The sequence below is a fragment of the Priestia sp. P1_B12_1 genome (assembly GCF_056406695.1).
Genome location: NZ_JBFTZR010000006.1, coordinates 104,013 through 118,968, shown reverse-complemented (window position 1 = coordinate 118,968; position 14,956 = coordinate 104,013). Strand labels below are relative to the sequence as shown.

Here is a 14,956-nt window from a genome sequence, read left to right as displayed (position 1 = left end):
TTTTATTCCCCTTTTCATTTTAATCCAATCGGCAAATAATAAGATTCGTTATCGGTAATTTGATTTCCAGCTCGTATTCCTACTGCGCTTGCTTTTCCATTTAATAAAAAGCACCCGTACATGATATGAGCCTCTATTGTTTGCGTTTGAGTCTTCATCGTTGCAGTTGGCAAAGGAATAAACTGTTGATACACAGCCGTGTATTCTTGATATGTTTTCTGCTGATCTTCGTCTATTTTGATTCCGTCTTCATTATAAATTTCAACGGTATCTCCCTCACGACCAAAGGATGGTTTCTTCACAAATGCTTGTTTTCTTTCAATAAATGGATCTTCTTCTAAATACGTTGGTAAAAAGTATGTTTCAATGATGTGATGCTCTTCTTTAGTGAAGAAAGGATGATGTTGTTCATGCAAAGCCCAAATGAGTGCTTGCACGGCTTTGGACTGCAGCAAAAATGCAGAAGGCGGATTGATTATGGCTACTTGTTTTTGCTGTGCCAATGTTAAAAGCATGTGTCCGACTTTTTCATTCGTACTCGGATCTTCATCTTCAATTAAATGTTCAAGCGGATACGTTTGGCGATAGAGTACGTCTATTTTTTGTCCATATTGATCATACACGCCCGCTTCTATATGTTCACCTTCTTCCACTGTAGAGGAAGGAACAATCCGAAGCTGCGATAATGGAACGTATGTAGCATCTACATCGGCTAGCTTCATTAAATAAAGAGTCGTTAACTTATCTTCTTCATGCGTATCGTGCGAAGAAAAAACGACGTTTGGATAGTTCGTTCTATCGAGCTCGTTGTAAGCTTCAAAAATGGCGTGTTTTAATGCTAAAGCAAGCTTTTTTTCTTCAAGCTTATTAGGGTTTTGTACTTGAAAATGCCGACAGACTAACTCATTTACATGAAATAATTCTTTAATGAACGTAGGCGTATCCGCATTTAGTTCTAAAAGCTTAATTTGATCAGTCGTAACAGCAAAATCAAGGCGCGAAATCACACTTTCTGTTTCCATCGTTTTCAGTCGTAGGTACGGGAGGCTGTCTTTTGGAAATCCTAAAGAAAAAAGCGTCTGATCATCTAACGAACGAAGTAAAGGTGCAGTTTTAAAAAATAATTCTCCAATTCGATTTGCAGCTTCTTTAATAGAATCAATGATATGAGAAGACTCTGTATGTACGTCATAAAGAGCATACTCTGTTCCGTATAAATCGTGCCAAAAATCTTCAATTTCTTTATAAAACATTTCTCGTTTTTCTTTATGCATTACCCGCCAAAACCGCCTTTAGAGCCGCTCCCAATTCCAGATTTATACGAGCTGCTTGATTTAAATGATTTATAGGCCGATGATGAGGTCAACTGTTTTTTAGAGCCGTAGTAGCGGCCTCCGTGATAATATGAGCCGCTGTGCGAAGAAGAAGAATCTGAACAGTAGTACGTTTGGGTATCTTCATCCCACTTCCACTTGTCACACGATTTATCTTTCGGTTTAGCTGGTCTTGCCTGATCAGTTGAACCACAGGCAACGAGCGATGTCATTAAAGCTGTGGTCAAAACCCCGGCCATCATTTTTTTTGTTTTTGACATTACGCCTTACCCCCTTCATACGTTACGCCTGTTTTTGTTACATATAAACTGTACACGCTGCGATCTTCATCAATTTCCGCAGAGTCTCTTTCCCATTCCCATCCATTGTAGTATGTATAAACTGTTCCGATATAGCTTAATACGTCCAAATGCGTATAAAATGAAGAGACGAATAAAATCGGATGTCCTCGAAGAGAATTCAGTTCGCGTACTTCTAACGTAATCTCTTTGTTATCGTCTTCTGCTTGCTCTTTCGGCCCATGTTCATGTTCTTTTACATAAATAATATGTATATCATCTTCGACTGCAGATGAAGTTTGTTTATACGTTACTCCTTCTTTAACAAAAAATTCGCATTCTCTTCGTGCTAAAATTTGTTCAAGTTCAATAGATTGATAGTGATAAATAGATACAAACGTATCATCAGGCTTTAGCAGTCGGTATTCTAACTTTCCCATTGTGCAACTCCTTTTGTGACTTTTTTGTGAACGTTCTTTAATAAATACGCACAGATTTTCAAAAAGTTTCAATTTTTCTTATATTAAAAGGCTTAGCTTTAAATAAGCTAAACCTTTATTTTTTTATCACATCTGTCACAACTTCATAACCGCCTGTGTATGGGTCGAATACATATTCAAGCATGCCGTTTCCACGATTGACTTTAAATAGATAACGGTATTTTTTAGGGCTGTCTTTTGCTGGATATACGTATTTTCCTTTTTGGAACTGACTTAGCAAGAGCTGTTCTCTTTGCGCAAGCATTTTTTTTGCTTCATTATAACCATACAGCGGGAGATTTTTGGCATAGAGAACCGGTACGAATACAAGCACAACGACTGAAATCGTAATAAGCCCTTGTTTAAACCAACGCATAAATCTCTTTGGATTTCGCGAAAGTAACATTGTGATGACAATTACTACTAACAAAGGAACAATATATACTTGAACATACGGAATGTTTGCAAATACAGGTCGATTAATCAATAAGACAATTACTTCGATAGCTGCTACTAATACTAAAATAAAATAGACCACTTACTCTTCACACCTCGACGATTCAATGAATTTTATATGTGTTAGAAAGTATTCCCACTCATGAATGAACTCGTCTATTGTATCATAAGACGCAAAAAAAATATCTACGCTTCTCTATTTTACGGAATTCAGATACTAAAAGAGATTGATACATAACGAAATCACCCCAATATAAAGACGAACAAATGGGATAATGCGCTAGTATGGATCCCTTTGTTACGCCGGATTTCCGTACAAGGCTTCGCTTTCCGAGGGCGACCACTCCTGCCGGGTCTCACCTGTTCCGCTTTTTACGCATAAGTCCTCGCCTTGCCCTCCAGCCAACAGCTAGAGGCCACTACATACATGAAACTGCCTTCCCTCTAACCATAAAAAAATCTGAACACATTTGATTCTCTATCCAGAATCAAACACGTTCAGATCTTTCTTTAACTGAGCTACTTTTATTCCATCCTTTTTATTATGAAACTTCTACGTTTCGATTTTGATTATATTTTTTCCCTTGTAACAGTGAGTAAATGATCGCTGCTGCCCACACGATAAGTATGAATGCATATACAGCTATCTGAGTAGAGCTGCTGGATACCCAAGTGTTTAAGAGTGTTCGAGCATTTGTTAAAATGATAAACCCACCAACAAGTGAACCAAGCAAGTGAGCCGGGATAATACGAACAAACCATGCAGCAATCGGAGCCGCGATAATTCCGCCAATCATAAGGGCGCATACCCAGAACCAATTTACCTGCTCCCAGCCAAGAGAGATTAAAAAGCCAAGTGTAGCCGAGACGGCAATAGCAAATTCACTTGTATCCACGGTTCCAACGACTTTCCGTGCTGTTGTGCCTTTTTTAGCTAGCAATACAGGCGTTGCTATCGGCCCCCAGCCGCCTCCTCCTGTAGCATCAGCAAATCCAGCAATTAATCCCAGCGGAATGGACTGCTTCGTCGATAAAGGTTTGGTGCTCTTTTCTTCGTTTGTTTTAAACGTAAATAAAAAACGAAATAACACATAAACTCCTAGAAGTAATAAGAATGTTGAAACGTAAGGCCTTACAGCATCTCCAGGTAAATTACTTAGAAAGCAGGCTCCTACAAAAGCTCCGATGGAACCCGGGATAATTAGTTTTAACACCATCGATTTATCTACATTTCCAAATTTAATATGCGAAACACCAGAAGCTGCTGTTGTTACAACTTCTGCTAAGTGAACAGATGCGGAAGCCACAGCTGGTGCAATTCCAAACGTTAAAAGCAGCGTAGTTGATGTCACCCCGTATGCCATTCCAAGTGATCCATCAATTAACTGAGCTAAAAAGCCAATAAGTGCAAACGTAATTAACTTTTTCATGTTGTCCCTCCACTTTCATCTTCTGTTAGAAAGCACAAAAAGGCCTCCAACAGTTGTTTGCTAGAAGCCTTCGGTATGTCCGATCAGCTGTCCGTTTTATGAATAAGTTGTTTATATTGTAATCCTAACTATTCCTAGAAGTCAACTGTGTTTTTGGTTTTTCTTTTAGTCTATGTATGCTGCTTGGTTATAGTATCAGTAAAATAAAATTCTTATTGTTAAGTCAACAACATAAAAACGACCGCTCACTTAATAAGGGCGGTCGTTTTTATGCATATCTTGCCAGTGAGCCAGCACTTCAGGTGGCAAACTCACATCTTTATCTAATGACGTCACATCCATAGAAGCGGGCTCATCGCTATTTATCACTTTTTCTACCCAATCTGGCTGTACAACTAATGCTTGTTCAATCGTAATTAAAGCCAGCCCTTTCTCAAAAGCTTCTGCTACTTCTGTTGCCGTAAGTCCTCCTGTACCCACAAGAGGGACCCGGTGATTAACGTGCTTAATAATCGAAGAAACCAGTGAACGATTTTCTTCACTACTTAAGGTAGGTTCATGCAAAGCACTGATATGTAAATAGTCAATTTCTGTATGAATAAGACGATCAATCCACTCAAATGTATCTTCCACTTTATTTCCTAAATAGCCTTTTTCTTTGGGTGCTAATGTATATCCCACAATAAATGGTTTGCCCGCATGAGCTGCTCGACGCGTCACTTCACGAATAACTTCAAGTGCAAAAGTGAAGCGGTTTTCTGCGCTTCCTCCATAAGAATCGCTTCGTTCATTTGCTTGCCTTGACATAAACTGCTGCAGTAAGCATTCATTTCCTCCGTCAATTTCTACTCCATCAAACCCGGCTTCCATAGCTCTGGTGGTAGCTTCGCCAAACGCTTGAACAATATAAGTTATATCGCGCTCGGTCATTTGAACAGGCTTTTTGCCTTTACGTTTATGAGGCTTTTCACTTGGGCTAATGGCTTGCCATTTATTTTTCATTTCTACGCACTTTCTTCCCCCGTGTGATAGTTGAAGAATCGCTTTAGCTCCTCTTCTATGAATCATTTGGGTTAGTTGATGAAGCTTTCGTATAACCTGATCACGATGAATGCCGATTTGACCATGTGCTACTTGGCCATTTTCTGTGATAAACGCGGGGCCGATAATTACCGTACTGACGCCCCCTACTCGTTTTTCGTAAAAAGACATATCAAGATCGGATATTTCTCCGTTTTCCCGTGAAGCGTATGTGAGGATAGGTCCCATTGCTAATCGGTTTTTCATCTCAAGAGCATCAACAAATTTAAAATGCTTAAATAATTTTTCATAGGCTGTCTTCAATTAATTCACACCTTTTTTCCTTAGCTTGCCCATCTAGAAGCCGAGTAGACATAGGCACAAAAAAAGAAATACCTTCGCCAGCATTTCTTTTTACGTTGTTTTTCTTATTTTTTTAATGGGGTAAAATACAAATTCGCTTTTTCCGACAATCCGTTTTTCATCAATGAGACCTAGACCGTTGCGGCTATCCATACTGTACAGACGGTTATCACCCATTACAAATACTTCGTTTTTAGGTATTTGAACAGGTTCAAAATCTCCTGTAAGCTCCATATCCATGTTATTGGCAATTTGACGATTCGTTTTTAAATAAGGTTCACTTACTTTTTTATCATCAATATAAAGCTGATCTTTTTTCATTTCGATTTTTTCACCTGGCAGACCGATTACTCTTTTTACATAATGCTTATTCTTAGCCTCATCTTTAATAATCACAATATCTCCTCGGCGAATATCATGGAGCGAATACGACAGTTTATTCACAAACAAACGCTCTCCGTTATGCAGCGTTGGGTTCATTGAAGCGCCTTCTACAATATACGGAGAAAATAAAAATGCGCGAATCATAAATACTAGAGCGATAGCGAAGATAATAGTTTTGAATATGCTGCGTAATTGATCGCTTTTTGTTTTTTCCGTAGTCAATATACTTTGTCTCCTTTGTACAGCTCACTTTTCTTATGTAAAAAAGCAAGAAACCTCTTACTTTAACACTTATTCTAACTTAACCATAGAAAGAACTGAAATCAAATGTTTTATGTTATGTAAAAAAAGAACCTCTAACAAATGTTAGAGGCTTACATTACGCAAGTTTCGTCTTTACATCTCTTATTATAACATTAATTATATAAAAAGAGACTACCTTTTATGTAAAAATTATGTTTTTTACGCAAACTTAACTAAATCTTCACATTTAAAGACGTTTCTCCATGTATAAAAAGTTGAGAGATACAATACTCTATAATCTCTCTTCGCCGCACGAGTCCAATAAAAATATTTTGGTCATCTACAACTGGTACAAAATTTTGTTCAGACGCACGTGACAAAATACTTTCCATTTCATCATTAATGGTGATAGGTTCATAATCACGATGCCTTGGGACCTCTTCAATTCGCAGGTGTTCTAGCTCATGAAGTTCTATATGTTCTAGGCTTTTTAGCTTCCATAGCAAGTCTCCTTCTGCCAAAGTCCCTACATATTCTCCTTTTTGGTTAATGAGCGGTACAGAAGAGTAGCGATGATATTCCATTTTCTCCAATGCTTGACGGACAGTTGACCGTGTCGACAGGGTAACGACTTCTTTTTTCGGGAGTAAAAAAAACGCAATATTCACTCATATTCTCCTTTTAGTATACATCCATTTTATTGTTATTGCTTTGCTGAATCTGAAACAATATGAATGTCGATGTTATAAGTCTGTCTCATAATCGTATTCACAATAGACCCTTTTCGAATCTCTTCCCACCTTGTCCTGGCTCATTGCCCTAGTAAGATTTGAGTAACGCGATACTGCTTGGCTACGTTCACAATCACTGCAGCTGGTTTTTGGTTTTTAGCTTCTTCAACAATTAGCGATGCGTGAAAGCGATCAGCAAATTCCCGCCACTCTTTAATTTGTGCTTTTTGCCTTTCAGTTTGCTCCCCTGTAAAAACATGAAGCAGCAGCAAATCTGCTTTCAATCGGTTTGCCATTCTCCAGCCTCTTCGAATCAATTTTTCAGCTGTTCCACTATATTGAATGCATACTAAAATGCGTTCGCAAATACCTGTTACGCCAATTTCATGGGCATGAATGAGCTTACCGTCCACTTCATCCGCTACTTCTCGGAGCGTTAATTCACGAAGGGCATGGAGATTTGCGAGCTTAAAAAAAGACTGCAGGCTTTGTTCAATTTTATGAACTTCGTATATTTTGCCTTCACGAAGACGCTTTTGCAGCTGTTCCGGCGTAACATCGACAAGCTGAATTTCATCTGCTTGCTGAATAAATAAATCTGGCACTGTTTCACGAACTTTTACCTGGGTAATGGCATATACGAGATCATGTACGCTTTCCATATGCTGAATATTCATTGCTGACATGACTGAAATGCCTTGGTTGAGCAGGTAAGAAACATCTTCAAAACGTTTTTTATGACGGCTTGTCGGAACATTTGTATGAGCAAGTTCATCGATAATTACAACTTTTGGGCGCCTTCTTACAATCGCCAGCAAATCAAGCTCTTTCAATTCTTTTCCTTTATAAAAAACGGTTTCTCTTTCGATTACTTCTAGATTTCCGATCATCTCTTTAGTCTCGTGCCTGCCGTGTGCTTCTATATATCCAACTACGACATCTATGCCTTCTTTGACTAAATCGTGCGCATCTTGAAGCATTTTATACGTCTTTCCTACTCCCGGCGCGGCACCGATGTAAAGTTTAAGCTTTCCTCGCTTCTGATCATGAAGTTCACGCAATAGTTCTTCCGGAGTTTTTCTTCGAAAGTATGGATGAGCTTCTTTTTCTTTCATTGTTTGTACTCCTTTAGCACACTCGCTTCAATACATGAAGCGAGTGCATGTAATTAGCGCTCTCGTTGAACAGCTAAATTTAGCTCTACTACATTTACTCGTTTTTCACCAAAAGCTCCTTGCTGAGTGTGTTCTTTGATCAGCTCTTTTAGCATGTTGGTTTTAATGTGCGCCGCTTTTGCCACTCGTTCTACTTGTGCATATGCAGCTTGTGGCGTAATGTCAGGATCGAGTCCAGAAGCCGAATTTGTGACGGCATCAACTGGAATTCCTTCTTTTGGCACCTCGTTTTCTTTTTTCCACGCCGCTACGGATTTCTCGATACGATTCGTAAGATCTTTATTTGAAGGTGCTAAATTCAACGACCCAGATCCTGCCCCGTTATAATCGATACTAGAGACTCTGCCATGGAAAAATTCATTGCTTGTAAACTGCTGTCCAATGAGCTTAGAACCGATAACTTGGTGGTTGTTTGAATAGATTAAGCTGCCGTTTGCTTTACTTGGAATAGCTGTTTGAGCAATACCTGTCATCACAACAGGATAAATAAGACCACAAAGAATTATCATCATAATTGTTAAGCGAACAATAATGCTTCCCGTTCGTTCTGTTTGTATCATCGTTTCTTCTCCTCTACATTACAAATGAAAGTAGTAAGTCAATTGCTTTAATCCCAATGAATGGAACCAACACCCCGCCTAACCCGTAAATGAACAAATTTTTTCGCAATAGGGCGTTAGAACTCATCGGCTTATACGCAATTCCCTTCATGGCTAAGGGAATTAACAGCGGGATAATGACCGCATTAAAAATAAGCGCTGACAATACGGCAGATAGAGGTGAATTCAGCTTCATTACGTTAAGAGCCTCCATTTGCGGAATCGCCAAGGTAAACATCGCTGGAATAATGGCAAAATATTTCGCAATATCGTTTGCGATACTGAATGTAGTTAAGGCACCCCTTGTCATTAATAGCTGTTTTCCAATCGAAACGACTTCAATGATTTTTGTGGGATCGGAATCCAAGTCCACCATATTTGCTGCTTCTTTAGCAGCTGAGGTTCCGCTGTTCATTGCTAAGCCAACATCAGCTTGAGCAAGTGCAGGGGCATCGTTTGTCCCGTCACCTGTCATGGCAACTAGCTTTCCCTGCTGCTGTTCGTATTTAATCACTTGAATCTTGTCTTCTGGCTTGCATTCCGCAATAAATTCATCTACTCCCGCTTCTTTTGCAATGGTTGCTGCGGTTAGCGGATTATCTCCTGTACACATGACTGTTTTAATGCCCATTTTACGAAGTTCCTCAAAGCGTTCTTTCATTCCTGGTTTTACCGTGTCTTTTAAATAAATCAAGCCGTAAATTTTATCATCAGCGGCGACGGCAAGCGGCGTGCCACCAGCTCCTGCAATTTCGTTTGCTTTTTGCTGCAAATCAGAGGGAACCATCCCGCCATTTGACTCTACCCATGCCGTGACGGCGTCCACTGCCCCTTTTCGTACAGATACATTCTGTAAGTCAATGCCGCTCATTCGCGTTTCAGCTTTGAATTCAACAAACGTCCCTTCGGTTTTTTTAAGATCTTCTACCCCCATGCGGTTTTGAATAAAATCAACAACTGAGCGTCCTTCTGGTGTTTCGTCATAAAGAGAAGAAACAAACGCCCATTTGTAAAGTTCACGTTCGTCTGTGCCTTCTACAGTCGTTAATTGATGAGCCATTCGGTTTCCAAACGTAATGGTGCCGGTTTTATCTAAAATGATTGTGTTAATGTCACCAGCTGCTTCTACTGCTTTTCCTGACATAGCGATCACGTTAAACTGCGTAACTCGGTCCATCCCAGCAATTCCAATGGCCGATAATAATCCTCCAATTGTCGTAGGAATGAGGCAAACGAGCAGTGAAATTAAAATAGCCGTGTCCAGTTGAAAATGTAAGTAGTTTGTAAATACAGGAAGCGTCACAACAACTAGTAAGAAAATAATCGTCAAACTTGTTAAAACCGTATTTAGCGCAATTTCATTTGGCGTTTTTTGACGCTCTGCTCCTTCAACAAGCGAAATCATTTTATCTAAAAATGATTCACCTTGCTCACACGTAATTTTAACTGTAATTTCATCGCTGACAACTCTTGTACCTCCAGTTACAGAGTTAAAGTCCCCGCCTGCTTCTTTCAAAACAGGTGCCGATTCACCGGTAATGGCCGATTCATCAACAGATGCCAGTCCTTTAATGATTTCTCCATCTCCAGGAATCATTTCGCCTTGTGAAACGACGACGATATCTCCTTTTTTTAGGTGCGATGCCGAAACTTGTATCATTTGCCCGTTTTGAAGTTTATTAGCTGTAATATCACCTTTCGATTGCTTTAATGAGTTTGCCTGTGCTTTTCCTCGACCTTCTGCTAATGCCTCTGCAAAATTAGCAAAAACAATTGTGAAAAATAACACGAGAGATACGGCAATATTAAAGCCTGCGCTTACTGTACTTTCTCCGAAAAGATCTGGAACAACAGCTAAAAAAAGCGTAATAACAAACCCGATTTCTACTACGAACATGATAGGGTTTTTTATCATCGTTCTTGGACTTAGCTTGATAAAAGCCTGCTTTACTGATTGAATAAAAATCGATGAAGTTTGTTTATCTACAGCACCTTGAATGTGACTGTTACGATCCAATTCAAGATTATTCGTAAAATTCCGTTTATTCATTATAATCCTCCGCTTTCTTGATTACAGTGTCAAATACTCAGCAACCGGCCCAAGTACAAGCACTGGGAAAAACGTAAGTGCCCCTACAATAACGGTAGTTCCAATTAAAATGCCGCTAAATAAAGACGTATCCGTTTTAAATGTCCCAGGTGTTTCAGGAACAAGCTGCTTAGATGCTAGTGAGCTCGATACCGCCAGCATCGTAATTAGTCCGAAGTAGCGTCCAATATACATAACAATTCCCGTAGAAATGTTCCAAAACGGAGTTGCGTCACCGAGTCCTTCAAAACCAGAGCCATTGTTTGCTGCTGATGATGTAAATTCATACAGTGCCTGGCTTAACCCGTGAAAGCCTGGGTTTGATATACCTTCTATTCCTAAATGAGTAGTTAGCGCTACGGCTGTTCCTCCTAAAATTAGCAGCGGCTGCAGAATAAGCGTCACGGCGATGAGCTTCATTTCTTTTCCTTCAATTTTTTTACCTACGTATTCTGGTGTTCTTCCAACCATTAAACCTGATAAAAATACGGCGATGATGACGTACATCATGACATTCATAAATCCTGCTCCGACACCGCCAAATACGGTATTTAACATCATATTTCCAAGCGTTAACAACCCGGTAAGAGGTGTAAGGGTATCGTGCATGGTGTTGACCGCACCTGTTTCACTTGCTGTCGTCACGATGGCGTAAAGCGTCGACATACCGACACCAAAACGAACTTCTTTGCCTTCCATATAACCGCTCGCTTCATTTAGATGAAAAGCATCAAGTCTTGGATTGCCGCCCCACTCTGTTACAAACGCTGTGCTTAAAATAACGATAAACAGCATACTCATCGCTACAAACAAGATGCGGCCTTGCTTACGCTGTCCGATCATTTTTCCGTACGTAAAAGGAAGTGCTGTTGGCAATAAAAGCATAAGGACAATTTGTAATACATTGCTCAACGCGTTAGGATTTTCAAATGGATGGGCTGAATTAACACCAAAAAATCCCCCTCCGTTGTTGCCTAGCTCTTTAATTGAAAGAAAAGAAGCAACTGGTCCCCTTGCTATTTGCTGTGTTGCCCCTTCTAATGTATGGGCAGTCACCGTTCCGCTTAACGTTTGAGGGACACCTGAAATCATAAATAAAATGCCGGTTATAAAAGCGATAGGAAGTAAAACACGCGTAATTGATTTCACAAAATCAACAAAAAAGTTTCCTATTTCCTTCCCTGCCAACCCGCGAATAAACGCGATTGCTACTGCAAGTGCCGTTGCTGGTGCAGCAAACATCATAAATACAACGGCTGCCATCTGCGAGAAATAGGACAAACCTGATTCACCGCTGTAATGCTGCAAGTTCGTATTTGTCATAAAACTAATGGCCGTGTTAAAAGCAAGGGCCGGATCCATTCCTTTGATGTGGCTTGGGTTAAGCGGCAGTACTCCTTGAAACCGGAAGATAAGATACACCACAAAAATCATAAACGTATTCGCTAAAACGAGAGCAATTGCATATTGCTTCCACGTCTGATTATGCCCTTTAATTCCTGCCGCTTTAAACATCACCGATTCTATCTTTCCTACCAAGCTAGTGTTTTTATCGTTTGAAAACACATTCGCTATATAAATACCTACGGGCTTTGCAATAAGCGCTACAAAAACAAGCAGCAGCGCAACTGATAGTAGAAAAATCCCCACGTTTAATTCCTCCGCTTATTAAAATTGTTCTGGATTTAACAGTACATATACTAAATAAATTAAAACGAGAACTGAAATACCTAGCAAAATGAACGACACGTTCACTTCTCCTCTCTTTCGTCTACTACACGAGACGACCAGCAAATAATTCCGTACATAGCAGCTGTTAATATGACAAGCGTTCCCAGCATGATTATATCCAAGTTGCTCCCTCCTAACTGTTTCTTACCACCAATGATTAAGCGTAGTGACTGTTACCGTGCGTAAAGCATCACGCCCAAGTGAGCTAGCAGCGAAAGGTTATCTTTGATTATTCCTAACGTATTGTTGATCTCGTTTTAAAAGCCCTACTATATCCTCTTTACGGTGCAGACATAAGCTGCTCTCCTATTTTTCCATAAAAAAACCGCAGAAGAGAGTCCTCTTCCGCGGTTTAATGCACGACAAATAAGCCGTGATCGACACGAATTTTTTCACTCCCAAAACGCTTACGGAGTTAGCTGTCGGATTCGGGTTATGGAAGTAACCCTACTCAGTTAAGAGATTCACCCCTAGTACATACGTACAAAATATTGGGTCCCCCGCTCATAATTGATTAAGCGTATATTTGTTATTTAATTTTTAGACTTAATTATGGTTTTTACTGCTGCGTTTAATACTTTGATTAGCTAACATAGACAAATAGCGGTTTGCTAGATCAAAAGATTGCTGATCACATATTGCACGATATTCAATCATTTGAATCATTTGCTTAGATAAATGCATGTTAACGCTCCTTTCGCCTATATTTTGAAAGGAACGCGCTATCCGCTTTTATAGAAAACGGCCACGATTACACCATCCTCTCTCTTAACGCTTACGAAGTTAGCTGACGGGTTCGGGTCAAGAAAGTAACCCTACTCAATTATGAGATTCACCCCTAGTAATTGGGTCCTCCGCTCTTTCCCTCTCTTTCAGGAAAGACTCAGCGTTTCACTGTGGAACGTTTCATGAGAGTAATCTTACTCCTGTTAAAATTTACTGTCAACAACATTTTTTGAAATTTTAAAAGCTTTATTTTTTGCTGTTTATTCATTATTTTAAAATAATAAACCCAAAGAAAAAAAGCGTTCTTATCGAGGAGATAAGAACGCTTTTTTTAGCTCATTTTCTCAATTTCATTTACAAGAATTGAAATGGCATCCGTTTTTGTTGCTTCACGCATTGTACGCTTCATCGTACTTGCCTGCTGCTGAAGCTCATTTACTTCACGCAAAAACACTTCTTTTGTTAACTGTTCTTCTTCCACAACCATACAGTAGCCTTTTTTCTTAAAGGACTGTGCATTTAAAATTTGATCTCCTCGGCTTTGTGCTTTTGACAAAGGAATAATCATCATGGGTTTATGAAGGGCTAAAAACTCAAAGATAGCATTTGATCCGCCGCGTGTAATCACATAATCAGTCGCCGCTAGAACATCTGGAAGCTGTTCATTTACATATTCTAACTGACGGTAGCCCGACTCTTTTTCAAGGCTTGTATCAACATTGCCTTTTCCGCACAGGTGTACAATTTGAAATTTCTTTTGCAGTTCAGGCAAGGACTCTCGAACAATCTCATTGATGCGACGTGCTCCTAAACTTCCGCCCATAATGGTTAAAATTGGGCGCTTATCATAAAAGCGAAGCCAGCTTTCCCCGTTCGCTGCGCTTCCGCTAAATAATTCTTTTCGAATAGGTGAACCAACAACCTGCACTTTTTCTTTTGGAAAATAGTTTGCCGCTTCATCAAAAGAAGTGAAAATTTTAGTGGCAAATTTCTGCGCAATTTTATTTGCCAGTCCCGGTGTTAAATCACTTTCATGAATGAACACGGGAATGTTTAGCGATTTAGCAGCCATTACAACAGGGACTGTGACAAAACCGCCTTTTGAAAACACAAGAGAAGGCTTTAACTTTTTCAGCACGCGACGTGCATCGCCAACTCCTTTTGCTACCCGAAATACATCTTTTACATTTTCCATATCTACGTATCGACGCAGCTTCCCGCTTGAAATCGCATGATATGGAACGTTTAATTTTGTAATTAATTCTTTCTCAATACCATTGTGAGAACCGACATAATGGATATCCCATTTTTCACTGTCTAATTCTTTCATAATGGCAATGTTTGGTGTTACGTGTCCAGCTGTTCCGCCTCCGGTAAAAACGATAACTTGCTTACTCATTTTTTCTTCCTCTCTTTACTTCACTTAATGGATCTGTTTTGACATCAATTTTTATCTGATCTTTTTAGCATGCAATCTGACATGTAAAACGATGGTTTTATTATAGCATTTTTCTTTTTACATATGTATGATAAGGCGTATAAAAGCATGCTATACTTTTCATAGGGAGTGATGATAATGAACAAATCTGCACCTATAGTAAAAGGTGATACGGTGGATTCCGAAACGCGCTGCATGCACTACCGTACGGATAAAGATATTATTGCAATAAAATTTTATTGCTGTAATACATATTATCCATGCTATCAATGTCATAACGGACATGCTGATCATGATATTAAAAGGTGGCCAAAAGCTATGTTTAATGAAAAAGCTATTCTTTGCGGAGTATGTAAACATGAGCTATCCATTCATGAATATTTAACCTGTAACTCGACTTGCCCTCACTGTCGTTCTTCTTTTAATCCCGGATGCAGCCTGCATGGACACATTTATTTTGAACAAAAAAGCTGAACAAAA

The 14,956-nt window shown here is 39.5% G+C and carries 15 protein-coding genes, 1 pseudogene and 2 riboswitches; of the genes and pseudogenes, 1 reads left to right on the top strand and 15 read right to left on the bottom strand.

Annotated features, from left to right (window positions below):
• Window positions 1-14: 14 nt before the first annotated feature.
• From AC1D0Y_RS19765 to AC1D0Y_RS19695, 15 genes and pseudogenes are all read right to left on the bottom strand, one after another.
• The gene (locus AC1D0Y_RS19765; RefSeq protein ID WP_060746316.1) at window positions 15-1,274 is read right to left on the bottom strand and encodes a glutathionylspermidine synthase family protein; all 1,260 of its coding nucleotides are present in this window, start codon (window positions 1,272-1,274) and stop codon (window positions 15-17) included.
• Entirely contained in the window at window positions 1,274-1,594 is a 321-nt protein-coding gene (locus tag AC1D0Y_RS19760) for a hypothetical protein (protein ID WP_013057715.1), read from the bottom strand. Before AC1D0Y_RS19760 ends, AC1D0Y_RS19765 begins: the two co-directional genes overlap by 1 nt.
• On the bottom strand, window positions 1,594-2,052 hold the full coding sequence (locus AC1D0Y_RS19755; protein WP_060746317.1) for a hypothetical protein: 459 nt from the start codon (window positions 2,050-2,052) through the stop codon (window positions 1,594-1,596). Before AC1D0Y_RS19755 ends, AC1D0Y_RS19760 begins: the two co-directional genes overlap by 1 nt.
• Before the next feature lie 115 nt (window positions 2,053-2,167).
• The gene (locus AC1D0Y_RS19750) at window positions 2,168-2,629 is read right to left on the bottom strand and encodes a hypothetical protein (RefSeq protein ID WP_013057717.1); all 462 of its coding nucleotides are present in this window, start codon (window positions 2,627-2,629) and stop codon (window positions 2,168-2,170) included.
• 460 nt (window positions 2,630-3,089) lie between these two features.
• Window positions 3,090-3,977 carry a sulfite exporter TauE/SafE family protein gene (locus AC1D0Y_RS19745; protein ID WP_060746319.1) on the bottom strand — a complete coding sequence of 296 codons (888 nt, stop codon included), beginning with the start codon at window positions 3,975-3,977 and terminating at the stop codon, window positions 3,090-3,092.
• Between the two features lie 249 nt (window positions 3,978-4,226).
• Window positions 4,227-5,321, bottom strand: a complete 1,095-nt coding sequence (locus AC1D0Y_RS19740; protein ID WP_060746320.1) for an oxidoreductase — start codon at window positions 5,319-5,321, stop codon at window positions 4,227-4,229.
• A 90-nt stretch (window positions 5,322-5,411) separates the two neighbouring features.
• On the bottom strand, window positions 5,412-5,966 hold the full coding sequence (gene lepB / locus AC1D0Y_RS19735; RefSeq protein ID WP_013057720.1) for a signal peptidase I: 555 nt from the start codon (window positions 5,964-5,966) through the stop codon (window positions 5,412-5,414).
• 254 nt (window positions 5,967-6,220) lie between these two features.
• The gene (locus AC1D0Y_RS19730; protein WP_028409161.1) at window positions 6,221-6,655 is read right to left on the bottom strand and encodes a CBS domain-containing protein; all 435 of its coding nucleotides are present in this window, start codon (window positions 6,653-6,655) and stop codon (window positions 6,221-6,223) included.
• A gap of 35 nt (window positions 6,656-6,690) precedes the next feature.
• Window positions 6,691-7,833, bottom strand: a pseudogene (gene kdpDN / locus AC1D0Y_RS19725) (KdpD-like non-kinase potassium sensor).
• A 53-nt stretch (window positions 7,834-7,886) separates the two neighbouring features.
• Window positions 7,887-8,453, bottom strand: coding sequence for a potassium-transporting ATPase subunit KdpC (kdpC, locus tag AC1D0Y_RS19720; RefSeq protein WP_028409163.1), 567 nt, complete (start codon window positions 8,451-8,453; stop codon window positions 7,887-7,889).
• A gap of 13 nt (window positions 8,454-8,466) precedes the next feature.
• Complete coding sequence (gene kdpB, locus AC1D0Y_RS19715) at window positions 8,467-10,542, bottom strand: potassium-transporting ATPase subunit KdpB (protein WP_098334405.1); 2,076 nt, start codon at window positions 10,540-10,542, stop codon at window positions 8,467-8,469.
• A 21-nt stretch (window positions 10,543-10,563) separates the two neighbouring features.
• Window positions 10,564-12,225: a potassium-transporting ATPase subunit KdpA gene (kdpA, locus tag AC1D0Y_RS19710; RefSeq protein WP_176526453.1), complete on the bottom strand. Its 1,662-nt coding sequence runs from the start codon at window positions 12,223-12,225 to the stop codon at window positions 10,564-10,566.
• Window positions 12,226-12,249: 24 nt separating this feature from the next.
• Complete coding sequence (gene kdpF / locus AC1D0Y_RS19705) at window positions 12,250-12,330, bottom strand: K(+)-transporting ATPase subunit F (protein WP_063611563.1); 81 nt, start codon at window positions 12,328-12,330, stop codon at window positions 12,250-12,252.
• A gap of 370 nt (window positions 12,331-12,700) precedes the next feature.
• A riboswitch (cyclic di-AMP (ydaO/yuaA leader) is annotated at window positions 12,701-12,843 on the bottom strand.
• A 15-nt stretch (window positions 12,844-12,858) separates the two neighbouring features.
• Window positions 12,859-12,996: a hypothetical protein gene (locus AC1D0Y_RS19700; RefSeq protein ID WP_155920457.1), complete on the bottom strand. Its 138-nt coding sequence runs from the start codon at window positions 12,994-12,996 to the stop codon at window positions 12,859-12,861.
• 72 nt (window positions 12,997-13,068) lie between these two features.
• Window positions 13,069-13,211, bottom strand: a riboswitch (cyclic di-AMP (ydaO/yuaA leader).
• Between the two features lie 158 nt (window positions 13,212-13,369).
• A complete protein-coding gene (locus tag AC1D0Y_RS19695; protein ID WP_013057726.1) occupies window positions 13,370-14,437 on the bottom strand; it encodes an undecaprenyldiphospho-muramoylpentapeptide beta-N-acetylglucosaminyltransferase in 1,068 nt (355 codons plus the stop codon).
• A gap of 177 nt (window positions 14,438-14,614) precedes the next feature.
• Between AC1D0Y_RS19695 and AC1D0Y_RS19690 the strand changes: the two genes are divergently transcribed.
• The gene (locus tag AC1D0Y_RS19690) at window positions 14,615-14,950 is read left to right on the top strand and encodes a CHY zinc finger protein (RefSeq protein ID WP_028409166.1); all 336 of its coding nucleotides are present in this window, start codon (window positions 14,615-14,617) and stop codon (window positions 14,948-14,950) included.
• Window positions 14,951-14,956 lie beyond the last annotated feature (6 nt).